This is a genomic window from Nocardioides sp. SRI_004 (genome assembly GCF_057586415.1).
The window spans coordinates 68421-93337 of the sequence record NZ_JBYCZV010000003.1 but is presented as its reverse complement, the minus strand read 5'-3'; the positions used below and the strand labels follow the sequence as shown (position 1 = coordinate 93337).

The following is a 24917-nucleotide window of genomic DNA, read 5'->3' as shown; positions in this document are numbered from 1 at the left end:
ATGACCGACCACGGCGAGCGCCGTACCAGCCTGCTCGCGACGCTGACCCTGCTCGCGATGACCGCCTGCTGGGGATCGACGTTCTTCCTCATCAAGGACCTGCTCGAGCGGGTGCCCACCGTCGACTTCCTCGGCGTCCGCTTCCTGGTCGCCGGTGCGGCGATGCTGGCCGTCGCACCCCGCGCGATCGCCCGGCTCTCCCCGCAGGTGCGGCGCCACGCGCTCGTCCTGGGCTGCCTGTACGGCGTCGCGCAGATCCTGCAGACCGCAGGGCTCGCGCACACCCCGGCCAGCGTGTCCGGCTTCATCACGGGCCTGTACGTCGTCGCGACACCGCTGTTCGCCGCCGCGATCCTGCGCACCCGGATCACCGGCGCCACCTGGGCGGCGGTGCTGCTGGCGACCGCCGGGCTGGGCGTGCTGACCCTCGACGGCCTCTCGATCGGCTACGGCGAGGCGATCACCCTGGTCGGCGCCCTGCTGTACGCCGCCCACATCGTCGGGCTCGGCGCCTGGTCCACACCGGCCGACGCGCTCGGCATGTCGATCCTGCAGGTGCTCGTCATCGCGGTGATCTGCATGGTCGCCGCGCTGGTGGGCGGCGCGCCGGGCGTCGTCCTGCCGGACCGCGGAGCGGACTGGGCCTCGCTGGTCTACATGGCGCTCGTCGCCGGCGCGGCGGCGATCCTGGCGCAGACGTGGGCGCAGGCCCACCTGCCACCGACGCGCAGCGCGATCATCATGAGCATGGAGCCGGTGTGGGCCGCGTCCTTCGCCGTCCTCCTGGGCGGCGAGTCGGTCACCGCGCGGATGGTCGTCGGCGGCCTGATGGTGCTCGCCGCCATGCTCGTGGTCGAGGCGCTCCCGCGGCGCAGGATCGAGGCCGAGGTCACCCACCTCGCCGTGTGACGGCACCTCTGGCCTTCTGCGCCCGACGGGCGCACCATGGAGGTCTGGGGGTGTTCCTGAGGAGTCGCCATGGCCGGTCACATCATCCACGTCCACACCACGATCCCGGCGCCGCCGGAGCAGGTCTGGGATGTCATCACCGACGTCGCGCACGCCGACCAGGTGCTGCGCAGCGTCAGCGACACCGAGGTCCTGACCGAGGGCGCGTACGGCGTCGGCACGGCCTGGCGCGAGAAGCGGACGCTGTTCGGTCACCACGGTCCCGAGCAGCTGCACGTCGTCGAGGCCGAGGCGCCCGTGCGCACGGTCGTCGAGGCCGAGGTCGGTGACGACGTCATCCGCACGGCCTACCGGCTCACGCCGGCCGGCCCGGACCGGCACAGCACCCGCCTCGCGATGACCACCACCGTGGAGATGAGCCACCGCTCGGCGATGTCGCGCGCGATGTGGGCGGTCTTCGGCGGGTTCAGCTACGACCACAGCCGCAAGGTGCTGGAGCACGACCTGGAGGACATCGAGGCGGAGGCCTGCCGCCGCGCGACCGCCGCCGGGTGAGCCCGGACCCCGAGGGCGCCGGGGTGCCGCACGCCGCGGCGCGGTCGGGGTACGGTGAGCCCGCGATGACCACCCCGACGTACTGCACCAGCTGCGGGCACGAGCTCGGGGTCGGGCGGTTCTGCACCAACTGCGGCAAGCCGGTGCCCGGCCGACACCCCGAGGCGGTGCCCGCTCCCGACGTGCCCACGGCCCCGGTGACCGAGCGTGCCCCGGCCCCGCCGACGGCCGTCGTCCCGCCGCCCGTCGGGCAGCTCCCGCCGTCACCGCGCTACCCCCTCTTCGCGGACGCGCCGCCGCCCGCCGCTCCGGCCGCCGACCCGTACCCGACGGTCGCGCGCTCCCCCGGCGGCGCCACCACGTCCCTCCCGCCGGTCAGCCCGCCGACCCGCCCGCAGGGCGACCCCGGCCGGCGTCCCGCCCCCGCATGGCTGCCGTGGCTGGTCGCGTTCGTGCTGCTCGCGCTGGTCGCGGGCGTCGGGGGCTACCTGCTGGTCAGCTCGGGCGACGACGACAAGGCCGGCGACCGCGCCGGCAGTGAGCGGACGACCGACGGCCCCGCCGGCGACGACGCGACGGAGCCGGACCAGCCGGACAGCTCCGGGACCGGCGGCCCGGTGGCCCAGCCCGACCCCGCCGACGTCGTCGACCTCACGACCGGCGTCACCGCCGAGGTGCCCGCGGTCGCGCCGCCGAGCCGCGACCGGTCCAACCGACCGGTGCGCTTCGTGCCCGAGAACATGTGGGACGGCAAGCCCCGCACGTCGTGGCGGATGCCCGGTGACGGCACCGGCGAGACGCTCACCTTCGACCTCGGCCAGGACGTCGTCATCACCGAGGTCGGCATGATCAACGGCTACGCGAAGGTCGACGGGCCGGACAACTGGTACCGCGCCAACCGCCGGATCCGGGCCGTGCAGTGGGAGTTCGACGACGGCACGCGCATCACGCAGGAGCTCGCGGACCGCCAGGCGCTCCAGATGGCCGACATCGGCCCGGTCGCGACCCGCACCATCCGGGTGCACCTGCTCACCGTCACGCAGCCCGGCCGGGGCGCCAACGGACGTGACTACACCGCGATCAGCGAGATCCGGTTCCTCGGAGCACCTGCCTAGGGCTCAGGCGGCGCTCACTTCTTCCGGAGGTTCTCCGCGACCTGGAAGGCCAGCTCGAGCGACTGCACGCGGTTGAGGCGGGGGTCGACGACCGACTCGTAGCGGTGCGCCAGGCCCAGCTCGTCGAGCTGCTCGCCGCCGCCGATGATCTCGGTGACGTCGTCGCCGGTGTTCTCGACCAGGATGCCCGCGGGGACGGTGCCGAGCGCGCGGTGCACCTCGAAGAAGCCGATCACCTCGTCGAGGACGTCCTCGAAGCGGCGGGTCTTGTAGCCGTTGGACGCCTCGAAGGTGTTGCCGTGCATCGCGTCGGAGACCCACGCGACGTCGACGCCCTCGGCGGTGACCTTCTCGACCAGCGGCGGGAGGCCGTCGCGGATCCTGCCCGCACCGAAGCGGGTGATGAAGGTCAGCCGGCCCGGCTCGTTGGTCGGGTTGAGCTTGGCCGCCAGCGCCAGCGCGTCGTCGGCGGTGGCCGTCGGGCCGAGCTTGCAGCCGATCGGGTTGCTGATGTGGCTGAAGTACTCGACGTGCGCGCCGTCGAGCTGACGGGTGCGCTCGCCGATCCAGACCATGTGGCCCGAGACGTTGTACGGCTTCTCGGTGCGCGAGTCGATGCGCGTCATCGCGTGCTCGTACTCCAGCAGCAGCGCCTCGTGCGAGGAGTAGAAGTCGACGCGGTGGAACTCGTCCGGGTCGGCGCCGATGGCCTTCATGAAGGTGAGCGCGCGGTCGATCTCGGCGGCCATCGCCTCGTAGTGCTGGCCGACGGGGCTGTTGCGCACGAACTCCGAGTTCCAGGTGTGCACCTGGCGCAGGTCGGCGTAGCCACCGGTGGTGAAGGCGCGCACGAGGTTCAGCGTCGACGCCGACGCGTGGTAGACGTCGAGCAGGCGCTGCGGGTCGTGGCGGCGCGACTCCGGGGTGAAGTCGAAGCCGTTGACCGCGTCGCCGCGGTAGGCCGGCAGGGTCACCCCGTCGCGGGTCTCGCTGTCGGAGGAGCGCGGCTTGGCGTACTGGCCGGCGAGGCGGCCGACCTTGATGACCGGCACGGACGCGGCGTAGGTCAGCACGACCGCCATCTGCAGCAGCACGCGCAGCTTGTTGCGGGTGTTGTCGGCCGTCGCGTCGACGAACGTCTCGGCGCAGTCGCCGCCCTGGAGCAGGAAGGCCTCGCCCCGGCTGGCCGCCGCGATCTTGGCCTTCAGCTCGTCGCACTCGCCCGCAAAGACCAGCGGGGGAAGCGTCCGCAGCCGGTCGACGACAGCGGCCAGGGCCGCCGGGTCGTCGTACGTCGGCTGCTGCTTCGCGCCGATGGCGTGCAACTGCTCGAGGGACGGGAGGGTGCTCACCCCCCAAGGGTACGGCGCGGCACGGGTGCCCGCCGACTCGGCGGGCACCCGTGGACGCCGCTGCGCTACCTGGGGTCGTCCGAGGGGTCGACGTCCATGTGCTCGATGTCGAGGAAGTGGCCGCCCTCGGGCTTGTAGAACGCCCGGGTGAGGCCCCAGAGCACGACGCCGAGCAGCAGCATGATCCCGGCGATGGCGTACTGGATCCGGTCGGGCGCGAGCCGCGCCCACGGGCCGAGCAGGTAGAGGCAGAGCAGGGCGCCGAGCACCGGGACCACCGTCGGTGCCTTGAAGTGGCCGCTGTCGGGCTCGCGGCGCAGGATCAGGCATGCGACGTTGACGATCGAGAAGACCGCGAGCAGCAGCAGTCCGGTCGTGCCGGAGAGCGCACTGACGACCGAGACCTCGGTGCCCTCCTCGGCGTCGCCGAGGGTCGAGTCGCGCAGCTGGACGACGGCGACGATGAGCGCCATCGCCAGCACGGTCGTGAACGCGATGGCGGCGTACGGCGTCCGGCGGCCGTGCAGCACCTTGCCGAGCGCCGGCGGGAGCACGCCCTGGCGGGCCATGCCGTAGAGCAGGCGGCTGGCCATGAGCATGTTGATCAGCGCGGTGTTGGCGACGGCGAACACCGTCAGGAACGGGAAGATCTTGTCGATCGGCAGGTCCGGCGCGCCGAGCTTCACGACGTCGATCAGGATGCCGGCTTCCTTGTTGGTCGGGTTGGCGATGTCGCCGGGCGGGATCACGATGACGACCGAGATCGCGACGAGCATGTAGATCAGGACGGCGATCCCCAGGCCGGTCAGCATCATCCGCGGGAAGATCCGCTCGGGCTCCTTCGTCTCCTCGACCATGTTGACCGAGTCCTCGAAGCCGACCATCGAGAAGAACGCGATGGCGGTGGCGATCGTGACCGCCATGAAGATCCCCTTGTCGGAGGGGTTCTCGAAGACGGTGATCCGGTCGAAGTCGCCGTCGCCCTTCGCCATCACCGAGAAGCCGATCGCGATGACGATCGCCAGGGCCGTCATCTCGACCAGGGTGAGCACGACGTTGAACTTCACGCTCTCCCCGACGCCGCGCAGGTTGATCAGTGCGAGCAGGCCCATGAAGGCCAGCGCGACGAACATCGCCCAGCCGGGCGTCGTCGGCACGCCCGACCAGATCTCGTCGAGCCCGATCAGCAGGTTGTTGGCGAGCAGGTTGGCCGAGGTCGAGGCGCTGGTGATGCCGGAGCAGATCACGGTGAACGCCACGAGGAAGGTGATGAAGTGGACCCCGAACGCCTTGTGGGCGTAGAGCGCCGCTCCCGCGGCCTGGGGATACTTCGTCACCAGCTCCAGGTAGGAGAACGCGGTCAGCGTCGCGACCGCGAAGGCGACCAGGAACGGCAGCCACGCGATGCCGCCGACCTGCCCCGCGAGGCGGCCGGTGACGGCGTACACGCCGGCGCCGAGGATGTCGCCGACGATGAACAGCAGCAGGAGCCCCGGGCCGAGGACCCGCTTGAGCTCTGGTTGGTCGTGCTGCTTGCCCGCCGGTCCCGGTGGTGCGGTGTCAGTGGTCATGGGCCTGTCCCCTCCCCGAGTCGGAAGTCGTCCCCCAGGCACTCACCCTTGCGCAGCACCGGCGGGATGTGAAGCATTTGGCCGGTGGGGCGCGGCGACATCGAGTCGCCGGAGCAGGACGAGGCAGGCCTCGGCGAACGGGTTGCCCTCGGTACGACGCTGCACCTCCGCCCAGTCGACCTGCTCGCGGATCGCGCGGGCGGCCGGGATCACGGGCGTCAGGTTGCACGCGTGCTCCTCCATGGCGCCGAGCTTGTCGGCCATCAGCACCGTGGCGGGCAGCACCGGCATCTGCACCGACTCGACCTCCATCACCTCGGCCTCGTCGAAGCGGGAGCGGTCGAGCGGCTCGCCGCCCACCCGGTGGATCACGTCCACCATCGCGTCGTCGACGAAGACCTTGAACAGCCAGTCCTCCGGAGGCTGCACGACGACCAGGTCGCGCTCGGCGAGCAGGTCACGCGCCCGCAGCGCGTCCTCCTCGGCGACCATGAAGTCGACGTCGTGGTCCGGCTCGGGGCCGCCGCGCGCCCAGATGCCGTAGCTGCCGGCCAGGGCGAACGGCAGCCCGCCCTCCTTGAGCGCCACCGCCACCAGCTTCAGGGCCGCGCGCAGCGCGTCCTGGCCTGCCACGCCGGCCGGACGCGCTGCGCCGGACGAGGCGTCGTCGTGCACCATCCGCCATCACCTCGGGCCGGGAGGTACCCCGGCGCCGGCTCCCCATGCCGCCCGATGCAGCCGGCGGTTCGGGGTACTGGTCCGGGCATGAGGCTGGTCTCGTTCAACATCCTCAACGGCCGCACGCTCCACGACCACGCCGTCGACACCCGGGTGCTGGCCGAGGCGATCCGTGCCCTCGAGCCGGACGTGCTGGCGCTGCAGGAGGTCGACCGCAACCAGCACCGTTCCGGGCGCGCCGACCTCACCGCCGTCGCCGCCGAGGCGATGGGAGCCGTGGACCACCGGTTCGTCGCCGCCCTGGCGGGCAGTCCCGGCGCGACGTGGACGGCCGCCACCGGCCGGGAGCAGCCGGAGGACGCGGCGTACGGGATCGCGCTGCTGAGCCGCTACGAGGTGGCCGGCTGGGAGGTCGTCCGGCTGCCTGTGCTGCCGACGCGGGTGCCGGTGCGCTTCCCCGGGCAGGTCCGCCCGACCCTCGTCCGGGACGAGCCGCGCGTCGCCGTCGCCGGGTCGATGCGCACACCCGACGGCGAGGTGACGGTGGCGACGACCCACCTGTCCTTCGTGCGCTGGTGGAACGGCCGCCAGCTCGCCCACCTGGTCCGCGCGCTGTCCGGCGCGCGGCGGCCGCTGCTGCTGACCGGCGACCTCAACATGGACCTCGGACGGGCCGAGCGGGTCTCCGGCCTGCGGGCGCTCGCGGCACACCCGACCTTCCCCGCCGACGCCCCGGTCGAGCAGCTGGACCACGTGCTCGCTGACCCGGCGCTCCCGGCGCGGTCGACCGCTCGGCAGATGGCGCTGTCGGACCACCGCGCGCTGGTGGTCGACGTCGACCTCGCTCCCCAGGACCCCGGGCAGCGGGAGGTCAGCCGAAGAAGACCTGCGCCTCGGCGTACTCGCGGGGGCTGACGACCTTCAGCTCGCCGGTGCCCTCGATGAGCGGCACCCGCACGATGTCGGTGCCACGCAGCGCCACCATGACGCCGTACTCCCCCTCGGCGACGGCGTCGATCGCCTGCAACCCGAACCGGGTCGCCAGCCAGCGGTCGAACGCGGTCGGCGTGCCACCGCGCTGGATGTGCCCGAGGACGACGGCGCGCGCCTCCTTGCCGGTGCGCTGCTCGATCTCGTGGGCGAGCCGGTCACCGATGCCGCCGAGGCGGACGTGGCCGAAGGCGTCCTTCTCGCCGCTGACGAGCGTCATCCCGCTGCCGTCGGCGGGGACCGCGCCCTCGGAGACGACGATGATCGGGGCGTACTCGCTGCGGAAGCGGGTCTCGACGTGCGCGCAGACGGCCTCGATGTCGAACGGGATCTCGGGGATCAGCACGGCGCTGGCGCCCCCGGCGATGCCGGCGTGGAGCGCGATCCAGCCGGCGTGGCGGCCCATCACCTCGACGACGAGCACGCGGTGGTGCGACTCAGCGGTGGTGTGGAGCCGGTCGATCGCCTCCGTGGCGATGTTGACGGCGGTGTCGAAGCCGAAAGTGAAGTCGGTGCCGGAGAGGTCGTTGTCGATCGTCTTCGGGACACCGACGACCTTGACGCCGAGGTCGGCGAGCTTCGTCGCGACCCCCAGCGTGTCCTCGCCACCGATCGCGACGAGGGCGTCGACGCCGGCGGAGGCGAGGTTCTCGCGGATCCGCTCGACACCGCCCTCGACCGCGAACGGGTTGGTCCGCGACGAGCCGAGGATCGTGCCGCCGCGTGGCAGGATGCCGCGGCACTGCTCGATCCCGAGCGGCATGGTGACGCCCTCGAGCGGCCCCCTCCACCCGTCGCGGAAGCCGACGAACTCGAAGCCGTGATCCTTGACGCCCTTGCGGACGACGGCCCGGATCACGGCGTTGAGCCCGGGACAGTCGCCACCACCGGTCAGCACTCCGACGCGCATGGTCATCAACCTACGCCCCGAGCCGCAGGCCGGTCTCCCCGTCGAAGACGTGCACGGCCTCGGGCTCGACCGCGAGGCGCACCTCCTGGCCACGGCGCAGGCCTGTGCGCTGGTCGAGGCGTACGACGATCTGCGGCACGAGCTCGCCTGCCGGCCGGTCCGCGATGTCCACCCCCGGCGGCGTGGCGTAGAGGTAGGAGTCGGCGCCGAGCTCCTCGACGACCTGCACGGTGACGGCGAAGCCGGGGTCCTCGGGGCCGACGACGCGCCAGGCCTCGGGCCGCACACCCAGCGTGACCGTGCCGGTCGCGCGAGCCGCCGCGGATCGCGCGATCGGGAAGTCCACGCCGTCGACGACGGCGACGCCGTCGCCAGCAGTCCTGCCGGACAGGAGGTTCATGGCGGGCGATCCGATGAAGCCTGCGACGAACGCATTCGCCGGGCGGTCGAACAGGCCGAGCGGCGTGTCGACCTGTTGCAGCACGCCGTCCTTCATCACGGCCACGCGGTCGCCCATCGTCATCGCCTCGACCTGGTCGTGGGTGACGTACACCGTGGTCACCCCGAGCCGCCGCTGCAGGGCGGCGATCTGCGTGCGGGTCGAGACCCGCAGCTTGGCGTCGAGGTTGGACAGCGGCTCGTCCATGCAGAACACCTGCGGCTGCCGGACGATGGCCCGGCCCATCGCGACCCGCTGGCGCTGGCCACCGGACAGCGCGCGCGGCTTGCGCTCCAGCACGGCCTCGAGGTCGAGCAGGCGGGCGGCCTCCTGCACGCGGGCGCGGCGCTCGGCCTTGGGGACACCGCCGATCTTCAGCGCGAAGGCCATGTTGTCGGCGACCGACAGGTGCGGGTAGAGCGCATAGGTCTGGAAGACCATCGCGATGTCGCGGTCCTTCGGAACGACCCGGGTGACGTCCTGGTCGCCGATGTGGATCGCGCCGGCGGTCACCGGCTCGAGACCGGCGAGCATCCGCAGGGAGGTCGACTTCCCGCATCCCGACGGCCCGACCAGCACCATGAACTCGCCGTCCTCGATGGTCAGGTCGAGGGCGTCGACCGCCGGGCGGGCCGCCCCGGGATAGGCGTAGCTCGCCTGGTCGAACCGAACCTGTGCCATGTCCGCTCCTCTCGCGGTCCCGACCGGCGCCGCGCCGGTGACCGGGCTCACAGTAGGCCAGTGCATGCACCACGTCCAGTGGAAGCGCTTTCACGTCTCACCCAGCGTGCGGCAGGCGATTTCGAGGCGCCCCTTGACGTCACATGTGACCCATGTCATGGTGTCTGCGCCGCCCGCAATGGAAGCGCTCTCACAACCTCGACGCCTCGCGGCAGACGTCCGCCTCATCGCACACCCCCGAGGAGCAAGACCGTGCACCACACCACCGCCGGCCCCCGCCGGTCCACCCGCCTGATCGCGTCGGCGGCCGTCGCGAGCCTCGTCCTCACGATGAGCGCTTGCGGCTCGAGTGACGACCCCACCAAGTCGGCCGAGCAGGAGAAGCTCGGCAAGGGTGAGGCGCTCACCATCACCACCTTCGGCGAGTTCGGCTACGACGCCCTCATCGAGGAGTGGAATGCGGACCACCCCGACATCCAGGTCCAGCAGACCAAGGTGTCGCTCTGGGACGACTGGAAGAACGAGCTCAACACCAACCTGCAGGCCGGCAGCGGCCTGCCGGACGTCGTCGCGATCGAGGGCGACTTCATGCCCGCCCTCGTCGCCGCGCCCGACCGCTGGGTCGACCTCTCGTCGGACGAGGTCGAGGGCCGCTGGCTCGACTTCAAGGAGAAGGCGGCGACGACCGCCGACGGTGCCCTGCTCGGCTACGCGACCGACGCCGGACCGGAGGCCATCTGCTACCGCGCCGACCTGTTCGCGAAGGCCGGCCTGCCCACCGACCGGGCCGAGGTCGCCGCGCTGATGACCACCTGGGACGACTACTTCGCGCTCGGCGAGAAGTTCGTGAAGGCCGTCCCCGACACCGCCTGGTACGACGCCTCCGGCTCGATCGCGCAGGCGATGCTCAACCAGGTCGCGTTCCCGTTCGAGCAGTCCGACAACACCGTCGACGTCGAGAACGACGAGCTCCGGGGCGTCTACGACACCGTGACGGGCTACACCCCCACGCTGTCGACCAAGGCGGCCCAGTGGGGTGACGACTGGAGTGCCGGCTTCAAGAACGACGGCTTCGCCACCATCCCCTGCCCCGGGTGGATGCGCAGCAACATCAAGGACAACACGGGCGACCCCGCGCCGAAGGGCGTCCGGTGGGACATCGCCGACGTCTTCCCGGGTGGCGGCGGCAACTGGGGCGGTTCCTACCTGGCCGTCCCGAAGTCCTCGACCCACCAGGACGAGGCCCAGGAGTTCATCACCTGGATCACCGCCCCGGAGCAGCAGCTGAAGATCTTCGCCAGCCTCGGCAACTTCCCGTCGCAGGTCGCCGCCCTCGAGGACGCAGAGCTGCTCAAGGCGAAGGACCCGTACTTCAACGACGCGCCGGCGGGCGAGATCTTCTCCAACCGTGCGGCGGCGATCGACGTCCAGCCCTACCACGGCCCGCTCTACTCCGACATCCTCGGCAAGTTCCAGGACGCCATCAACCGCGTCGACCAGGGCACCGACCCGAAGGAGTCGTGGGACACCTTCCTGTCGGACGTCGCCGCCCTGCAGTGACCCGGACAGCAGCGCCCACCCCATCGACGGAGTGATCGGTACCCGATGACCAACCCCACCGCACCCGCCGGGGACGTCGCCACCGCGACGTCCCCGGCGGACCGGCCACCCGAGCAGGACTCCGCTGGCGAGGGGTCCCCTCGCAACCGCCGGCTCGTCCGCCGCCAGCGCCGGTCGCGCTGGGACGTGAAGCTCAGCCCGTACCTCTACGTCTCGCCGTTCTTCGTGCTGTTCGCGATCGTGGGGCTCTACCCGCTGCTCTACACCGGCTACCTGTCGCTGTTCGACTGGAACCGCGCCTACTACGTCCGGGGCGACTTCGTCGGGCTCGACAACTACTCCTTCGTGCTGACCGACCCCGTCTTCCGCAAGTCGCTGGTCAACACCTTCTCGATCTTCCTGATGTCCTCGGTACCGCAGGTCGTCCTCGCCGTCGCCGTCGCGGCACTGCTGGACACCCGTCTGCGCGGCCGCACCTTCTGGCGGATGAGCGTCCTGCTCCCCTTCGTCGTGGCACCGACCGCGGCGGTGCTGATCTTCGGCAGCCTGTTCGCCGACCGCTACGGGATGATCAACCAGCTCCTCGGGGAGATCGGCCTCGAGCCCATCCGGTGGCACGTCGACCGCTGGTGGAGCCACTTCGCGATCGCGGGCATGGTCAACTGGCGGTGGACCGGCTACAACGCGCTGATCTTCCTCGCGGCGATGCAGGCGGTTCCCCGCGACCTCTACGAGGCGGCGTCCCTCGACGGCGCGGGCCGGATCCGGCAGTTCTTCGCGGTCACCCTGCCGATGATCAGGCCGACCATGATCTTCGTCATCATCACCAGCACGATCGGCGGCCTCCAGATCTTCACCGAGCCCCGGCTCTTCGACGACACGCCGAACCGCGAGGGCGGGCCCGACCACCAGTACATGACCTCGACGCTCTACATCTACGTCAAGGGCATCGAGGACCAGTTCTACGGCCGGGCGTCCGCCGCGGCGTGGATCCTCTTCCTCATCATCGTCGGGATCGCGCTGCTCAACTTCGGCGTCACCCGCTTCCTGACCCGCCGGAGCGTCTCATGAGGAACCGCCCCGGATTCGTGGTCTACGGCCTCCTCGGCGCCTTCGTGCTGGGCTCGGCGCTGCCCCTCTACTGGTCCTTCGTCATCGGCTCGCACACCAAGGGCGACGCCAACGACTTCCCGCCGCCCCTGCTGCCCGGCGGCCACTTCCTCGAGAACGCACGCCGTGTGCTCGACACCGTGGACTTCTGGCAGGCGATGCTGAACAGCCTGCTGGTGTCGACCGCCTGCGGGGTCGCCGTGGTGTTCTTCTCGACCCTGGCCGGCTATGCGTTCGCCAAGCTCTCCTTCCGCGGCAGCAACGCTTTGATGGGCTTCGTCGTGATGACCATGGCGGTGCCGACCCAGCTCGCGATCGTGCCGCTGTTCATCCTGATGCGGGACTACCGGCTGCTCGACACCCTGGCGGCGGTCGCACTGCCCACCCTGGTCACGGCGTTCGGCGTCTTCTTCATGAGGCAGTACCTCGTCGACGCCGTTCCGACCGAGCTGATCGAGGCTGCCCGAATGGACGGCTGCACCATGCTGCGGACGTTCTGGACGGTCGCGGTCCCGGCAGCCCGGCCCGCGATGGCCATCCTGTTCCTCTTCACCTTCATGCAGGTCTGGACCGACTACATGTGGCCGCTCGTCGCGCTGCAGAAGACCGAGACCCTCCAGATCGCCCTCGACCGGCTCGCACTGACCGGCCAGGGACAGACCACCGACTACGCACTCGTCCTCGCAGGCGCCGGGATGGCCACGCTCCCCCTGCTCCTGCTCTTCGTCCTCGCCGGTCGCCAGCTCGTGACCGGCATCATGCAAGGAGCTGTCAAGGGATGACCTCCCCCCTCGCTGTCCCGGCCCCCGTCCCCACCGACGAGTGTCGGTTCCCGGCCGACTTCCTGTGGGGCGCAGCCACGGCGTCGTACCAGATCGAGGGCGCGGTGGCCGCCGACGGACGCACGCCGTCGATCTGGGACACGTTCAGCCGCCTGCCCGGCGCCGTGCGCAACGGCGACACCGGCGACGTGGCGTGCGACCACTACCACCGGATGCCGGAGGACGTCGCCCTGATGCGCGAGCTCGGCCTGGGCTCCTACCGCTTCTCGATCGCCTGGCCCCGGGTGCGTCCCGACGGCGGCGCTGCCAACCCGGCCGGCATCGCCTTCTACGACCGCCTCGTCGACGAGCTCCTCGGCCACGGCCTGCTGCCGTGGGCGACCCTCTACCACTGGGACCTGCCGCAGGCGCTGGAGGACGCCGGCGGCTGGCTGGACCGCGGCACCGTCGACCGGTTCACCGAGTACGCCCTCACCGTCCACGAGGCACTCGGCGACCGTGTGCACCACTGGACGACCCTCAACGAGCCGTGGTGCAGCGCCTTCCTCGGCTACACCGGCGGCCAGCACGCGCCGGGCCGGCAGGAGGGCGTCGCCGGCGTGGTTGCCGCGCACCACCTGCTGCTCGCGCACGGCCGGACCGTCGCCGAGCTGCGCCGGCGCGCGCCGGAGGACCAGCTGGGCATCACGCTCAACCTCACCGTCGCCGAGCCGTACGACGCCAGCGAGCCCGCCGACGTCGCGGCTGCCGAACGGGTCGACCAGCTGTGGAACCGCGTCTTCCTCGACCCCCTCCTCCGCGGCAGGTACGACGACGGGCTCGCCGCGCACACCGAGGGCATGACCTGGCGCGGGAAGGCCTGGCAGGACTTCGTCCGCGACGGCGACCTGGCCACGATCAGCGCCCCGCTCGACTTCCTGGGCGTGAACTACTACCACGGCGACGCGGCCTCCGGCCGGGCCCGCCCCGCTGCCGAGCTGCTCGGCTCCCTGATCCCCCACCCGACCCGGCCGAACAGCAGCCCCTTCCCGGGCGGGGAGGGCATCGTGTTCCCCCGGCGTGGGCTGCCGGTCACCGGGATCGACTGGGAGGTGCAGCCCGAGGGACTCACCGAGCTGCTCGTCGGCCTGGACCGCGAGTACGACCTGCCGCCGGTCTACATCACGGAGAACGGCGCGGCCTACCCGGACGAGGTCGCAGCCGACGGCAGCGTGACCGACCCCGAGCGGCTGGCGTACATCGACAGCCACCTGCGGGCGCTGCACGCCGCGATGTCCGCCGGCGTCGACGTCCGCGGCTACTTCGCGTGGTCGCTGCTCGACAACTTCGAGTGGGCCTACGGCTACGAGCAGCGCTTCGGCATCGTCCACTGCGACTTCCCGACGCAGCGGCGGACCCCCAAGGCGAGCGCGCTCCATCTCGCCGAGGTCGCCCGCACCGGGCGCCTGCCGGAAGTCGGTTAACGTGCCCCGGGTGAACCGACCGTCGAGCGACTCCTCCGGCCAGGGCGCGGCGCCGACGCTGGACGAGGTCGCCGCACGGGCCGGCGTCTCGCGCGCGACCGCGTCGCGGGCGATCAACGGCGGCAACCGCGTCTCGCCCTCGGCCCTGGCCGCCGTCGAGGCCGCGGTCAGCGAGCTCGGCTACACGCCGAACCCCGCGGCGCGCAGCTTGGTCACCCGGCGCACGGACTCGGTCGCGCTCGTCGTACCCGAGCCCGACGAGCGGGTGTTCTCGGACCCCTTCTTCGTGCACACCCTGCGCGGCGTCAACCGGATGCTGGCCACCCGGGACCTGCAGCTGGTCCTCCTCCTGGCCCGACCGGGCGAGGAGGAGCGTCGGCTGCTGCGCTACCTCGGGAGCCGCCACATCGACGGCGCCATCGTGGTGTCCCACCACCGCAACGATCGGCTCGCCGACCACCTCGCGGCGCTCTCGCTGCCCTGCGCCTTCGTGGGCCGGCCGTGGACCAGCGCCGACAAGGTCGCCTACGTCGACACCGACAACCTCGCCGGGGGGAGGGCCGCCACCGAGCTGCTCGTCGAGCGCGGCTGCCACCGGATCGCGACCATCGCCGGTCCGGGTGACATGGCGGCCGGCATCGACCGGCTGGAGGGCTGGCGGGCCACGATGCGCGCCGCCGGGCTCCCCGACGACCTCGTCGAGCACGGTGACTTCACCGAGGTCGGCGGCGAGGCCGCGGCCCGGCTGCTCCTGGCGCGCGCGCCCGACCTCGACGGCATCGTCGCCGCCTCCGACCTGATGGCTGCCGGAGCGCTCCGGGTCCTCGCCGAGGCGGGGCGCAGGGTGCCCGACGACGTCGCCGTGGTCGGGTACGACGACGTGGGCGTCCCGGAGCGCACCACCCCCACACTCACCACCGTCCGCAACCCGATCGGCGAGATGGCCGAGCAGGCGGTCCGGCTGCTCCTCGAGCAGATCGACGACCAGCGCGGTCCCCGCCCGATCCGCGTGATCTTCCCGCCGTCCCTGGTGCGCCGCGACTCCGCCTGACCCCCGGGGGCTCCTAGGCTTCCCGCATGACCTTCTCGATCGTTGCCCGCTCCACCGACGGAGAGTCGTGGGGTGTCGCCGTCGCCTCGAAGTTCCTCGCGGTCGGCTCGGCCGTGCCCGCCGCGGTCGCCGGCGTCGGCGCGCTCGCGACCCAGGCCGACGCCAATGTCGCCTACAAGGGCCTGGCCCTGTCCCACCTCGACGAGGGCGCCACGGCGCCGGTCGCGCTGCAGCGGCTGATCGAGGAGGACCCCGGCTACCCGCACCGGCAGGTGGGCATCGTCGACCTCGACGGCAACGCCGCCTCGCACACCGGGACCGAGTGCATCCCGTGGGCCGGCGGCCGGACCGGCGAGGGCTACGCGATCCAGGGCAACTGCCTCGCCGGCGAGGAGGTCGTCGACGAGATGGAGCGCGCCTGGCTGGAGAGCGACGCCACCGCTCCCCTGCAGGACCGCCTGATGGCGGCCCTCTCGGCCGGCGACGACGCGGGCGGGGACCGCCGGGGGCGGCAGTCGGCGGCGATCCTCGTCGTCCGCGACGAGGCCGGCTACGGCGGCCTCGACGACGTCGCGGTCGACCTGCGCGTCGACGACCACGAGGCGCCGATCGGCGAGCTGCAGCGGCTGCTCGACCTCCACGAGCTCTACCTGACCGCCTCCACCGAGGACGAGAAGGTGGTCGTCGACGCCGCCCTGCGCACCGAGCTGGACCAGTTCGCCGCGGCCGCCGGGCACCGCGACTTCCTCACCTGGGTCGGCACGGAGAACTACGAGATGCGGGTCGCGCCGGACCTGGCGTGGATCGACCGGCGGATCCTGGCGGTCGTGCGGGGCGACGCATGACCGACTGGGCCGACCGCTGCGCCGCCTTCGCCGAGGCGGCCGACTGGTTCGTCGCGACCTGTGCAGAGGTCGGCGACCGCTGGGACGGGCCCGGACTCGGCGACTGGGACCTCCGCGCGCTCGTCGGCCACACCAGCCGGGCCCTGCTCACGGTCGAGGAGTACGCCGCCCGCCCGGCCGACGACGTCGTGGCGGACTCCCCGGCGTCGTACTTCCGGGCGGCGCGGGTCTTCGCCAACGGCCCGGACGTGGCGGAGCGCGGGCGTGCCGCGGGCCGCGCGCTGGGCACCGACCCGGCCGCCGAGGTGGCCGCGACCGCGGCGCGGGTCGTGGCCCTGGTCCGGGGGCTCGACCCGGAGCAACGGGTGACCACGATCGTCGGCGGCATGCGACTGGTCGACTACCTGCCGACCCGGACGTTCGAGCTGGCGGTGCACACGGCCGACATCGCCGCGGCGATCGGCGCGCCGCTGGACGTCCCTGCGGGAGCGGCCCGGGAGGCGCTCGCCATCGCCGGCGAGCTCGCGATCGAGGGTGGCACCGCGGGCGCCCTGCTGCTGGCCGCCACCGGCCGCCCTCCCGCGAGACCGCTCACGGTCCTCTGAGGTCCCGGCGTCAGCCGAGCCGGTCGAGCGCCCGCTGCGCGGCGTCGCGCTCGGCCGTGGCCGTGCGCAGCTCCGCGGCCGCCCCGTCGCGGACCTCCTCGGCCTCGGCCAGCTCCTCCTCGAGCCCCTCGGCCTCGTCCTCCAGGTCGGCCAGCTTGCGGCGCAGCTCGTCGATCCCCGCCTGCACCTGCAGCTGCTGGGCCTCCAGCCGGGCGATCTCCTCCGCGGCCTCGTCGTGCGTGGCCTGGGCGGCCTCGTGCTCCTCGACCGCCGCGGCCAACCGCTCCTCGGCGGCGGCGCGCGCCTTCGCCGCCCTGTCCGGGTCCGGTACGACGTGCAGGTCGGGCGGCCCCGGCACCGGCGCCTCGCGCGGGGTCGCACTGAACCCCAGCGCCTCCGGCACGGCGAGGGCCGCGGCGAGGTCGGCCTCGTCCATCGCCTCCACGCCGGTCGTGGACAGCACGGAGACGAGCAGCCCGCTGCGCACCGCCCGGCCACAGCCCTCGTCGACCATGGCGGCCGTCAGGGTCGCCTCGACCTGCTCGGCGACGGCCTCGGTCACCCGGAGCCCCTCGTCGGCCGCCAGGCGGCGGGCCTGGGTGGTCACCGCGGCCGTGACCTGGCGACGCTGCTTCGTCAGGGCCCGTAGCTCGCCCGCCGACATCGCCTGCTGGGCCTCGCGCAGGGCCGCGCCGACGTTGAGCACCTGGTCGACCTGGGCCGCCTCGCGTCGTACCAGCAGGTTGACGACCCATGCGGCGGTGCTGGGCTTGCGCAGCGCCTTGACCCGGGCGGCGAGCGGCGTGCCCTTGAGCTCCTTGGCCCGCGCGTCGCGCGCCGGTGTGAACTCGGCGAGCGGCAGCGCGTAGAGCTCGTCGGCGATCTCCAGCAGGTCGGCCACAGCCCTGATCCTGTCAGGAGCTGCCGGGAAGGTCGCGGATGCCCGCCCCGATCATCGCCACGGTGAGGTCGACCAGCTGCTCGCGGTCGACGCCGTCGGGGCGGCCCAGCGCGATCCGCAGGCAGGTCGAGACGAGCACGCCCATCAGCATGTAGACGACGCCCTCGAGCTGCTCGGGCGGCAGGTCGGGCCGGTGCCGGCGTGGCAGCAGGGAGGCCAGCCGGTGCAGGTCGGCCTCGATCTCCGGCAGCACGTTGGCGTTGTTGCCGGCGGGCAGCTGGTCGACCATCGCGGTGATCACGCCGCGGTGCCGCTCGAACCCGTCGACCAGGGTGACGACGACCAGGCGGAGCGCGTCGTCGAGGCTCATCTCGAGCGCGTCGACCACGCTCACCATCAGGTCGTCGCTGATCGAGCGGACCGCCTCGTCACGGAGCACCTCGACGAGCTCGTTGCGGTCGTTGAAGTAGCGGTAGAAGGTGCCGCTGCTGACATGGGCCCGCTCGACGACGGCCGTCGTCGTCAGTCCGGCGGCGCCACGCTGGTCGAGGATCCGCACGGCCGTGTCGAGCAGCAGCCGGCGGGTCTGGACCGCTCGGTCCTGGCGCGGGCGGGCCCGCTGCTTCTGCACCACGCGGCCTCCCGTGGAAGAAGTGAATGGAAGATGAGACTTCCTCACTTTAGCCTCGGTCCATGGTGACCGAGCAGCTGCCCACGGCCGTCCCGACCAGCCTGCGCCGCGTCGACGAGGCGCACCGCAGGTTCGGCGCCTTCACCGACACCTACCTCGCGGCGATGTGGGCGGGCGACCCGCTCGCGGACGCCTTCGTGGCGGACTTCCCGGACGTGGGGCACGGCAGGGCGATGAGGATGCTGCGGCAGGCCTGCCGCGAGGGCATCGACGCGGTCGCCGACGCTCCGGCCTCGCTCAGGGCGCTCTTCGCGGCGCTCGACGACGTGCCGGCGTGGCTGGACGCGGAGCGGATCTACCGCGACAGCCAGTACACCTCGCGCTACTCCCGCGCCTCCGGCATCGTGCTCGGCGCCGCCTCCCTGGTCAGTGGCTACGCCAACTCGGCGGCCTCCCGGCCGTTGGAGCTGACCGGCCGGTACGTCGAGAACGCCGGCGCCCGGACGATCGAGGTCGGCTCCTGGCTGCTCGCCGTCAACCAGCCGGGCGGGCTGGACCGGTTCTCCGACGGCTTCGAGCTCACGCTCCGGGTCCGGGTCATCCACGCCCTGGTCCGCGCCGACCTGGCGCGCCGTCCGGACTGGGACGGCGCCGCGTGGGGCGTACCGATCTGCCAGGCCTATCTCGCCTACACCCTCGTCGAGTTCACGTTGATCCCGCTGCGCGCGATGCGGCGCATCGGGGCGCCGTACCTCCCGCACGAGGAGGACGCCGCCTACGCCCGCTGGCGCTATCTCGGCCACCTGCTCGGCATCGACGAGGCGCTGCTCCCGCGCGACGCGGCCGAGCAGGAGCGGCTCGAGGAGATCTACCTGCTGACCCGGCCGGTCGTCGACGACTACTGCCGCGCGCTGGTCGCGAGCATCAACCGGGACTTCCTCGTGCCCGAGATCGAGGGCGTGCTGCCGCGTCGCCTCGCGAGGCGCGCGCCGCAGGTCGTGCACGCCCTGGAGCGGCTCTTCCTCGGCGACGAGATCGCCGACGACCTCGCCATCCCGCACACGCGCCTGACCGGGGTGATCGCCCGGACCGGCCCGCTCCTGTCGGCGGTCAACCACCGCCGCGACCTGCGCGCGACGTCGCTGCCGCGGCGCACCCGCCGGGGCAAGGCCTACGAGGTGGAGCAGGAGCAGCGGCTGCGGCGGGACTGGAACGTCCAGCACGACCTGGTCGACGCGTCGCCGTCCGGCGGGCGCCCGCACCCCGCCCGGGGCGACTGAGCCCGCGTCAGGGCGTCAGTCCTCGTCGTCGCTGTCGAGGCCCTGCTCGATGGCGTAGCGGGTCAGCTGGACGCGGTTGTGCATCTGCAGCTTGCGCAGCGTGTTCTGCACGTGGTTCTGCACCGTGCGGTGCGAGAGCACCAGCCGCTCGGCGATCTGCTTGTACGACATGCCCTTCGCGACCATCTTGAGGATCTCGGTCTCGCGGTCGGTGAGCCTCTCCCCCGGCGGCACCTCCGGCTCGTTCATCCGCCGGAACTCCCCGAGGACCAGCGCCGCCAGCCCGGGCGTGAACACGCTGTCCCCCGCGGCGACCCGGCGTACGGCGGCGAGCAGCTCCTCGCGCGACGCCGACTTCACCAGGTAGCCGGTCGCGCCGGCCTTCACCGCCGCCAGCACGTCGTCCTGCTCCCCCGACGCCGACAGGATCAGCACCCGCGAGGACGGGTCGTCGGCCAGGACCGTCGCGGTCACCTCGACACCGCTGGGCTCCGGGATCTGCAGGTCGAGGACGACGACCTGCGGCCGGGTCGCCCGGAAGCGGTTGATCGCCTCGGTGCCGGTGGCGGCGACCGCCACGACCTCGAAGCCGTCGGCCTGCAGGTCGCGCTCCACGGCGTCACGCCACATCGGGTGGTCGTCGACGACCATCACCCGGATCCGGTCCGTCATGGTCAGGACCCTAGCGCCCGCTCACCCCTCAGAGCCGGTGGAACCGGCCGCGCCGGTGGAGCAGCGGGTCCTCGTCCTCGCCGACCTCCGCGTGCTCCACCACCACCGACACCTCCACCGACCAGCCGACCTCGCGCTCGCCGTCGAGGCGGACGTCGGCCCAGGTCACCGCCGACGCGAGCCGGGGCCCGTGCGGGGTGCTGAGGAACTCCGACTGCCGGAACGGGCCACCGGGAGCGGGCGCGGTGCCCGCGAACGCCTCCGCCAGCTGGCGGTCCGGCCACGACAGCAGCTGAACGACGGCGGTCCCGGTGTCGCGGAGCGCCTCCAGCAGGTCGGAGTCCGGGTCGAGCAGCGCGAGCAGCCGCGCCTCCTCGCCGAGCGCGACCATGAGCGACGTGACGGTCAGCCCGGCGCGGCCGGACCCCTCGCCGGCCGTCCAGAGCGTGACCGCTCCGCCCAGCCGGCCACGCAGGCGTCGTACCGGGTCGGGGCGGTCGTCGGCGAACGGGTGCGTGCTGTGGATGGTCACGGTGCCGCCTGTCCTCGGGGGATGCTGAAGGTCCACTCCGTGCCGTAGCCGCCGGACTCGAGCTCGGCCGTGCCGCCGAGGTCGCGGACCCGGCCGCGGATCGACTCGGCCACGCCCATCCTGCCCTCCCGCGAGGCCGCCTCCAGCCGACCGGCAGGGATCCCCGGGCCGTCGTCGCGCACCGACACCTCGACCCGGTCGCCCAGGTCCTCGACCAGCACCCAGGCCGGGGCGCCCTCGCCGACGTGGCGGTCGACGTTGTCCAGGCACGCCCGTACGACGGCCACGAGCTCGTCGACGACGGGCGAGGGCAGCTCGACCGCTCCCGCGGGCAACGCGACCTCCGTCGCGGGACGTGTGCCCAGCCGCCCCAGCGCGGCGGCCAGGTCGGCCCGCTCGGAGGCCCGGCCGGTCGCCGCGACGGCGTCCTGGGAACGGATCAGCGTGCGCAGCGCCTGCTCCTGCTGACCGGCCAGCCGGCCGAGCTCGGCGGCCTCGCCGCCCAGCTCGCCGCCGCGGCGCTGGACCAGGGCGAGGACCTGGAGCACGCCGTCGTGGACGACCCGCGCCAGGCGCGCCCGCTCGGCGGCGGCAGCGGCCTCGCGCTGCGCCTCGTCCCGCTCGGCGGCCATCGCCTTGAGCGACTCGCAGACGAAGCCGACCATCGAGCCACCGAGCAGCAGCAGGAAGACGTTGCCCCAGTCCTTCTGGGCGACCTGTGACCGGCTGAGCAGGTCGACCGCGCCGAGGACGACCGCCGCGACCGTGCCGCCCCGCCAGCCCCAGCGGATCCCCCACGCCAGGAGCGCGCCGACGATCCAGTAGCTCGGGATGGTCGCGTGGAACCACGGGCCCTTGGCGACGGGCGTCGCCAGCAGCAGCGCGACCGCGAGGGCGAGGTCGACGCCCAGCAGCACCGGGCCGCGGCGCTCGGGGGCGGCGTACACGGGGATCGAGACGATGGTCGCCACGACCATCACCGCGACGCAGGTCCAGCCGAGGACCGGGCGGTCGTAGTTGTTGCGGTAGGCGTTGATGACCACCGCGTAGGCGAGCACCACGACCCGCAGGACCGCGAGTGCGCGGAACATGCGGTCCTCGACCGCGAGGGCCGCACGGGTGGGGGTCAGGAGGCGATCTTCCGCTCGTCGCCGTGGTCGGCCTTCTTCGACTCGGCCTTCGCGCGGCTGGCGTACATGTCGACGTACTCCTGCTGGGAGAGCCGCATGATCTCGTACATGATCTCGTCGGTGATCGAGCGCAGGATGAAGCGGTCGTTCTCCATGCCGGCGTAGCGCGAGAAGTCCATCGGCTTGCCGAAGCGCACCGTCGGGCGGGTGATCCGGCCGAACTTCTTGCCCGGGGGCGCCACCACGTCGGTGCCGACGACGGCGACCGGGATGACCGGGACGCCGGTCTCGAGGGTCAGCCGCGCGATGCCGGTCTTGCCGCGGTAGAGGCGGCCGTCGTGGGAGCGGGTGCCCTCGGGGTAGATGCCGAAGAGCTCGCCCTCGGCCAGGACCCGCTTCGCGGACACGAGCGCGCCGGACGCGGCGTCGCCGCTGGTGCGGTCGATCGGGATGTTGCCCGTGCCGCTGAAGAAGTTCTTCTGCAGCCAGCCCTTGATGCCGGGCGAGGTGAAGTACTCGGCCTTCGCGACGAAGCGCACCATCCGCGGGATCACCAGCGGCATGAACAGCCAGTCGGCGTAGGAGAGGTGGTTGCTGGCGAGGATCGCCGGACCCGTCGCCGGGACGTTCTCGACACCTTCGGCGCGCGGCCTGAAGACGACCTTCAGGAGCGGCCCGAGTGCGACGAACTTCAGGAACCAGTAGAACACCCTGACCGCACCTTTCCCGTTGCAACCTGGCGCCCGCCCGATCGAGCACCGCCTGCGTCGCAGCGTAGTCCCTCCACGTGTCCGGGACGTATCCGGCAGTGTCCGCAGGGACACCCGGCGTGCGGCACAATCGCGCCATGTCCACGAGCCCCGCGCCGCAGACCGAGCCCCTGACCGTCGCCGCCCGCCCCGAGCTGACCGGCGGCCGCCGGATCGGCGTCCTGCTGAGCCACGGCTTCACCGGCTCGCCCGCGTCGATGCGGCCGTGGGGGGAGCACCTCGGCGCGCTCGGGTACGGCGTCGTCGTACCCCGCCTCCCGGGGCACGGCACGACCTGGCAGGACCTCAACACCCACCGCTTCGCCGACTGGTACGGCGAGATCGCGACGGCCTTCGACGCTCTGCGCGCCGAGCACGACGAGGTCGTCGTGGGCGGCCTGTCGATGGGCGGGGCCCTCGTGCTGCGCCTCGCCGCCGACCGGGGCGACCAGGTCGCGGGCGTCATGGTCGTCAACCCGGCCCTCGCCACGAAGCGGCTCGACGTGAAGCTGCTGCCGGTCCTCAAGCACCTCGTGCCGTCGTTCCCGGCGATCGCCAACGACATCAAGAAGCCGGGCGTCGACGAGTCGGGCTACAGCCGCACCCCGCTGAAGGCGATCCACTCCTTCATCGGCAGCTGGCCGGCGCTGATCGCGGACCTGCCGCGGATCAAGGCCCCGCTGCTCTACCTCCGCTCCCCCGAGGACCACGTCGTCGACGGGAAGTCCGAGCCGATCATCCTCGACGGCGTCTCCTCGACGGACGTCACGCGGGTCGAGCTGCCGGAGAGCTACCACGTCGCGACGCTCGACAACGACGCCCCGACGATCTTCGAGGAGTCCGCCGCGTTCATCGCCCGGGTGACCACCTCCTGAGGTGCCCGGTCCCGGCGTAGGCTGGCGACGTGCAGCGGGAGCAGCCTGACGAGGACGCCGCCTGGCAGGCCATCGTCGACAACTACGGCGAGCGGGTGCTGGAACCGGAGGCCGAGCCGACCCCCGAGCCGACCCCCGAGCCGACCCCCGAGCCGGAGCTCCCCGCGCGCCTGCGCGACGAGGAGCCCGACGAGCTGCGGTACGACGCCGAGGAGTCCTTCGTGCCGCCGGCTCCCCCGCCGCTGCCGCGCCCGGCCCCCGACCGGCTGCTCGCCTGGGTCGGCGTCTTCGGCTCCCCCGCGGTGCTGCTGTTCTTCGTGGTCACCGGGTTGGGGATGCCGCAGCTGATCGGCTGGGCCCTCGTCGGCGCCTTCCTGGTCGGCTTCGGCTATCTCGTGATGCGGATGCCGAGCGACCCGCCCGACCCCTGGGACGACGGCGCGGTGCTCTGAAGCGGGGCGCCGCCTCAGGCGCGGGACGTCATACGAACCGCGCCCGATGACGCTCGCTTCGTATGACGGTCGTCGCCGGCGACCCAGGGGAACGGCCAAGCGGCCGCGCCGAGGACCGGTCGACCACGCGCTCGGCCACGCCGACCGACCGCGTGACAGGAGTGGCTCAGGGGCGCCCGTCGCGGGCCAGCAGCGCCGCCCCGATGGCGCCCGCCTCCGGGCCCAGCGACGCCGGCACGATCTCCGGCACCGGTCGGTGGTCCGTGCCCTGCAACGACTCGCGCAGGCCCGCGCGGGCCGGGGCCAGCAGCAGGTCGCCCACCGCCGAGACCCCACCGCCGACCACGACGACCTGGGGGTCGAAGGCCGACACCAGGGCCGCCGTACCGACGCCGAGCCAGAGGCCGATCGAGGCGAAGGCCTGGCGGGCGACCTCGTTGCCGGCGAGCGCCATCGCGGTGACCTCGGGGCCGTCGAGGTGGCGCCCGAGCGCGACCCGGGTGACCCGCTCGAGGGCGCGCCCGCTGCAGTACTGCTCCCAGCAGCCGTGGAGGCCGCACTCGCAGGCCAGTCCGCCGGGGACGGCCTGCATGTGGCCGAACTCGCCCGCGAGGCCGTGGGCGCCGCGGACCAGTCGTCCGCCGAGCACGAGGGCGCCTCCGATGCCGGTCCCGATGGTGACCATCACCGCGGAGTCGAAGCCGCGCGCGGCACCGGCGGTGAGCTCGGCCCAGGCCGCGCAGTTGGCGTCGTTGTCGAGCACGACGGGAAGGCCGGTGAGCTCCTCGAGTCGCTTGCGCACGGGGGCGTCCCGCCACGGCAGGTGGGCGCCGAAGAGGTAGTTCTCGCCCGCGGCGTCGACCAGCCCGGCGGCGGAGATCCCGAGGGCGACGGGCGGCCGGGCCAGGGAGACGTCAGCCGCGGCGTCGGCGATCGCCTGCTCGACGGCCGACTCCGGCGCGGCGCGCCCCGGCATCGGCCGGGTCGCGACCTGCTCGACGTCGCCGGACGCCGCGATCCGCACGGCGAGCACCTTGGTGCCGCCGACGTCGACGCCGATCCAGTGATCCGGGGCCATG

Annotated in this window: 26 protein-coding genes; 14 read left to right on the top strand and 12 right to left on the bottom strand. The window is 72.7% G+C overall.

Annotated features, from left to right (window positions below; translation table 11 throughout):
* The 3 genes from AC2YHB_RS04470 (at window position 1) to AC2YHB_RS04460 (ending at window position 2579) form a co-directional block, all read left to right on the top strand.
* A complete protein-coding gene (locus AC2YHB_RS04470) occupies window positions 1-909 on the top strand; it encodes a DMT family transporter (RefSeq protein ID WP_179650825.1) in 909 nt (302 codons plus the stop codon).
* A gap of 69 nt (window positions 910-978) precedes the next feature.
* On the top strand, window positions 979-1464 hold the full coding sequence (locus AC2YHB_RS04465) for an SRPBCC family protein (RefSeq protein WP_051931775.1): 486 nt from the start codon (window positions 979-981) through the stop codon (window positions 1462-1464).
* A 65-nt stretch (window positions 1465-1529) separates the two neighbouring features.
* Window positions 1530-2579, top strand: a complete 1050-nt coding sequence (locus AC2YHB_RS04460) for an NADase-type glycan-binding domain-containing protein (RefSeq protein ID WP_179650823.1) — start codon at window positions 1530-1532, stop codon at window positions 2577-2579.
* Between the two features lie 14 nt (window positions 2580-2593).
* Here the strand turns inward: AC2YHB_RS04460 and AC2YHB_RS04455 are convergent, their stop codons facing one another.
* The 3 genes from AC2YHB_RS04455 to AC2YHB_RS04445 all read right to left on the bottom strand — a co-directional run bounded on the left by AC2YHB_RS04455 (window position 2594) and on the right by AC2YHB_RS04445 (window position 6180).
* Window positions 2594-3931: a class II 3-deoxy-7-phosphoheptulonate synthase gene (locus tag AC2YHB_RS04455; RefSeq protein ID WP_036543165.1), complete on the bottom strand. Its 1338-nt coding sequence runs from the start codon at window positions 3929-3931 to the stop codon at window positions 2594-2596.
* Window positions 3932-3996: 65 nt separating this feature from the next.
* Window positions 3997-5502, bottom strand: coding sequence for an APC family permease (locus AC2YHB_RS04450; protein WP_036542321.1), 1506 nt, complete (start codon window positions 5500-5502; stop codon window positions 3997-3999).
* A 42-nt stretch (window positions 5503-5544) separates the two neighbouring features.
* Window positions 5545-6180 carry a nucleotidyltransferase family protein gene (locus tag AC2YHB_RS04445; RefSeq protein ID WP_051931771.1) on the bottom strand — a complete coding sequence of 212 codons (636 nt, stop codon included), beginning with the start codon at window positions 6178-6180 and terminating at the stop codon, window positions 5545-5547.
* An 87-nt stretch (window positions 6181-6267) separates the two neighbouring features.
* Between AC2YHB_RS04445 and AC2YHB_RS04440 the strand changes: the two genes are divergently transcribed.
* Window positions 6268-7095 (top strand): endonuclease/exonuclease/phosphatase family protein, encoded by an 828-nt coding sequence (locus AC2YHB_RS04440; RefSeq protein WP_179650821.1) that lies wholly within the window; start codon window positions 6268-6270, stop codon window positions 7093-7095.
* Here AC2YHB_RS04440 and AC2YHB_RS04435 read toward each other — a convergent pair.
* Window positions 7052-8080 carry a 6-phosphofructokinase gene (locus AC2YHB_RS04435; protein WP_179650819.1) on the bottom strand — a complete coding sequence of 343 codons (1029 nt, stop codon included), beginning with the start codon at window positions 8078-8080 and terminating at the stop codon, window positions 7052-7054. The two genes, AC2YHB_RS04440 and AC2YHB_RS04435, sit on opposite strands and share 44 nt — an antisense overlap.
* Window positions 8081-8090: 10 nt before the next feature.
* Window positions 8091-9200, bottom strand: coding sequence for an ABC transporter ATP-binding protein (locus tag AC2YHB_RS04430; protein ID WP_487353555.1), 1110 nt, complete (start codon window positions 9198-9200; stop codon window positions 8091-8093).
* A gap of 252 nt (window positions 9201-9452) precedes the next feature.
* On the opposite strand from AC2YHB_RS04430, the gene AC2YHB_RS04425 reads away from it, so the two are divergent.
* From AC2YHB_RS04425 to AC2YHB_RS04395, 7 genes are read left to right on the top strand one after another with little or no spacing between them, the layout of a single operon-like run.
* Entirely contained in the window at window positions 9453-10760 is a 1308-nt protein-coding gene (locus tag AC2YHB_RS04425; protein WP_308645645.1) for an ABC transporter substrate-binding protein, read from the top strand.
* Between the two features lie 45 nt (window positions 10761-10805).
* Entirely contained in the window at window positions 10806-11831 is a 1026-nt protein-coding gene (locus tag AC2YHB_RS04420) for a carbohydrate ABC transporter permease (protein ID WP_036542307.1), read from the top strand.
* Window positions 11828-12652 (top strand): carbohydrate ABC transporter permease, encoded by an 825-nt coding sequence (locus AC2YHB_RS04415; protein ID WP_036542304.1) that lies wholly within the window; start codon window positions 11828-11830, stop codon window positions 12650-12652. The genes AC2YHB_RS04420 and AC2YHB_RS04415 overlap by 4 nt, the downstream gene beginning before the upstream one ends.
* Window positions 12649-14115, top strand: coding sequence for a glycoside hydrolase family 1 protein (locus AC2YHB_RS04410; protein ID WP_051931769.1), 1467 nt, complete (start codon window positions 12649-12651; stop codon window positions 14113-14115). Before AC2YHB_RS04415 ends, AC2YHB_RS04410 begins: the two co-directional genes overlap by 4 nt.
* A 10-nt stretch (window positions 14116-14125) precedes the next feature.
* Window positions 14126-15166, top strand: coding sequence for a LacI family DNA-binding transcriptional regulator (locus AC2YHB_RS04405; RefSeq protein ID WP_036542301.1), 1041 nt, complete (start codon window positions 14126-14128; stop codon window positions 15164-15166).
* 26 nt (window positions 15167-15192) lie between these two features.
* Complete coding sequence (locus AC2YHB_RS04400; RefSeq protein WP_179650815.1) at window positions 15193-16011, top strand: DUF1028 domain-containing protein; 819 nt, start codon at window positions 15193-15195, stop codon at window positions 16009-16011.
* On the top strand, window positions 16008-16616 hold the full coding sequence (locus tag AC2YHB_RS04395; RefSeq protein WP_179650813.1) for a maleylpyruvate isomerase N-terminal domain-containing protein: 609 nt from the start codon (window positions 16008-16010) through the stop codon (window positions 16614-16616). The genes AC2YHB_RS04400 and AC2YHB_RS04395 overlap by 4 nt, the downstream gene beginning before the upstream one ends.
* 10 nt (window positions 16617-16626) lie before the next feature.
* Here AC2YHB_RS04395 and AC2YHB_RS04390 read toward each other — a convergent pair whose 3' ends face one another.
* Window positions 16627-17517, bottom strand: a complete 891-nt coding sequence (locus tag AC2YHB_RS04390; protein WP_179650811.1) for a hypothetical protein — start codon at window positions 17515-17517, stop codon at window positions 16627-16629.
* Window positions 17518-17530: 13 nt separating this feature from the next.
* Complete coding sequence (locus AC2YHB_RS04385) at window positions 17531-18151, bottom strand: TetR/AcrR family transcriptional regulator (RefSeq protein WP_051931767.1); 621 nt, start codon at window positions 18149-18151, stop codon at window positions 17531-17533.
* A 59-nt stretch (window positions 18152-18210) separates the two neighbouring features.
* Between AC2YHB_RS04385 and AC2YHB_RS04380 the strand changes: the two genes are divergently transcribed.
* Window positions 18211-19428, top strand: a complete 1218-nt coding sequence (locus AC2YHB_RS04380; RefSeq protein WP_051931764.1) for an oxygenase MpaB family protein — start codon at window positions 18211-18213, stop codon at window positions 19426-19428.
* Window positions 19429-19443: 15 nt separating this feature from the next.
* Here AC2YHB_RS04380 and AC2YHB_RS04375 read toward each other — a convergent pair whose 3' ends face one another.
* Genes AC2YHB_RS04375 through AC2YHB_RS04360 form a run of 4 tightly spaced genes read right to left on the bottom strand, consistent with a single transcriptional unit; the run spans window position 19444 to window position 22472 of the window.
* The gene (locus AC2YHB_RS04375; RefSeq protein WP_036542291.1) at window positions 19444-20100 is read right to left on the bottom strand and encodes a response regulator; all 657 of its coding nucleotides are present in this window, start codon (window positions 20098-20100) and stop codon (window positions 19444-19446) included.
* A gap of 28 nt (window positions 20101-20128) precedes the next feature.
* Window positions 20129-20632: a flavin reductase family protein gene (locus tag AC2YHB_RS04370; protein ID WP_179650809.1), complete on the bottom strand. Its 504-nt coding sequence runs from the start codon at window positions 20630-20632 to the stop codon at window positions 20129-20131.
* Window positions 20629-21762: a MacS family sensor histidine kinase gene (gene macS, locus AC2YHB_RS04365; protein ID WP_036543146.1), complete on the bottom strand. Its 1134-nt coding sequence runs from the start codon at window positions 21760-21762 to the stop codon at window positions 20629-20631. The genes AC2YHB_RS04370 and macS overlap by 4 nt, the downstream gene beginning before the upstream one ends.
* Window positions 21759-22472, bottom strand: coding sequence for a lysophospholipid acyltransferase family protein (locus AC2YHB_RS04360; RefSeq protein ID WP_036543143.1), 714 nt, complete (start codon window positions 22470-22472; stop codon window positions 21759-21761). The genes macS and AC2YHB_RS04360 overlap by 4 nt, the downstream gene beginning before the upstream one ends.
* A 137-nt stretch (window positions 22473-22609) precedes the next feature.
* Between AC2YHB_RS04360 and AC2YHB_RS04355 the strand changes: the two genes are divergently transcribed.
* Together AC2YHB_RS04355 and AC2YHB_RS04350 are read left to right on the top strand one after the other, a co-directional pair.
* On the top strand, window positions 22610-23386 hold the full coding sequence (locus AC2YHB_RS04355) for an alpha/beta hydrolase (protein WP_179650805.1): 777 nt from the start codon (window positions 22610-22612) through the stop codon (window positions 23384-23386).
* Window positions 23387-23415: 29 nt separating this feature from the next.
* Entirely contained in the window at window positions 23416-23838 is a 423-nt protein-coding gene (locus AC2YHB_RS04350) for a hypothetical protein (protein ID WP_487353554.1), read from the top strand.
* A gap of 166 nt (window positions 23839-24004) precedes the next feature.
* Here the strand turns inward: AC2YHB_RS04350 and AC2YHB_RS04345 are convergent, their stop codons facing one another.
* Window positions 24005-24916 carry an ROK family protein gene (locus AC2YHB_RS04345; protein ID WP_179650801.1) on the bottom strand — a complete coding sequence of 304 codons (912 nt, stop codon included), beginning with the start codon at window positions 24914-24916 and terminating at the stop codon, window positions 24005-24007.
* Window position 24917 lies beyond the last annotated feature (1 nt).

Excerpts from the sequence above, each read along its gene's own strand:
- AC2YHB_RS04470 (WP_179650825.1), top strand. The coding sequence starts at position 1 with ATGACCGACCACGGCGAGCGCCGTACCAGCCTGCTCGCGACGCTGACC.
- AC2YHB_RS04465 (WP_051931775.1), top strand. The coding sequence starts at position 979 with ATGGCCGGTCACATCATCCACGTCCACACCACGATCCCGGCGCCGCCG.
- AC2YHB_RS04460 (WP_179650823.1), top strand. The coding sequence starts at position 1,530 with ATGACCACCCCGACGTACTGCACCAGCTGCGGGCACGAGCTCGGGGTC.
- AC2YHB_RS04450 (WP_036542321.1), bottom strand. The coding sequence starts at position 5,502 with ATGACCACTGACACCGCACCACCGGGACCGGCGGGCAAGCAGCACGAC.
- AC2YHB_RS04445 (WP_051931771.1), bottom strand. The coding sequence starts at position 6,180 with ATGGTGCACGACGACGCCTCGTCCGGCGCAGCGCGTCCGGCCGGCGTG.
- AC2YHB_RS04440 (WP_179650821.1), top strand. The coding sequence starts at position 6,268 with ATGAGGCTGGTCTCGTTCAACATCCTCAACGGCCGCACGCTCCACGAC.
- AC2YHB_RS04435 (WP_179650819.1), bottom strand. The coding sequence starts at position 8,080 with ATGCGCGTCGGAGTGCTGACCGGTGGTGGCGACTGTCCCGGGCTCAAC.
- AC2YHB_RS04430 (WP_487353555.1), bottom strand. The coding sequence starts at position 9,200 with ATGGCACAGGTTCGGTTCGACCAGGCGAGCTACGCCTATCCCGGGGCG.
- AC2YHB_RS04420 (WP_036542307.1), top strand. The coding sequence starts at position 10,806 with ATGACCAACCCCACCGCACCCGCCGGGGACGTCGCCACCGCGACGTCC.
- AC2YHB_RS04415 (WP_036542304.1), top strand. The coding sequence starts at position 11,828 with ATGAGGAACCGCCCCGGATTCGTGGTCTACGGCCTCCTCGGCGCCTTC.
- AC2YHB_RS04410 (WP_051931769.1), top strand. The coding sequence starts at position 12,649 with ATGACCTCCCCCCTCGCTGTCCCGGCCCCCGTCCCCACCGACGAGTGT.
- AC2YHB_RS04400 (WP_179650815.1), top strand. The coding sequence starts at position 15,193 with ATGACCTTCTCGATCGTTGCCCGCTCCACCGACGGAGAGTCGTGGGGT.
- AC2YHB_RS04395 (WP_179650813.1), top strand. The coding sequence starts at position 16,008 with ATGACCGACTGGGCCGACCGCTGCGCCGCCTTCGCCGAGGCGGCCGAC.
- AC2YHB_RS04380 (WP_051931764.1), top strand. The coding sequence starts at position 18,211 with ATGGTGACCGAGCAGCTGCCCACGGCCGTCCCGACCAGCCTGCGCCGC.
- AC2YHB_RS04375 (WP_036542291.1), bottom strand. The coding sequence starts at position 20,100 with ATGACGGACCGGATCCGGGTGATGGTCGTCGACGACCACCCGATGTGG.
- AC2YHB_RS04355 (WP_179650805.1), top strand. The coding sequence starts at position 22,610 with ATGTCCACGAGCCCCGCGCCGCAGACCGAGCCCCTGACCGTCGCCGCC.
- AC2YHB_RS04345 (WP_179650801.1), bottom strand. The coding sequence starts at position 24,916 with ATGGCCCCGGATCACTGGATCGGCGTCGACGTCGGCGGCACCAAGGTG.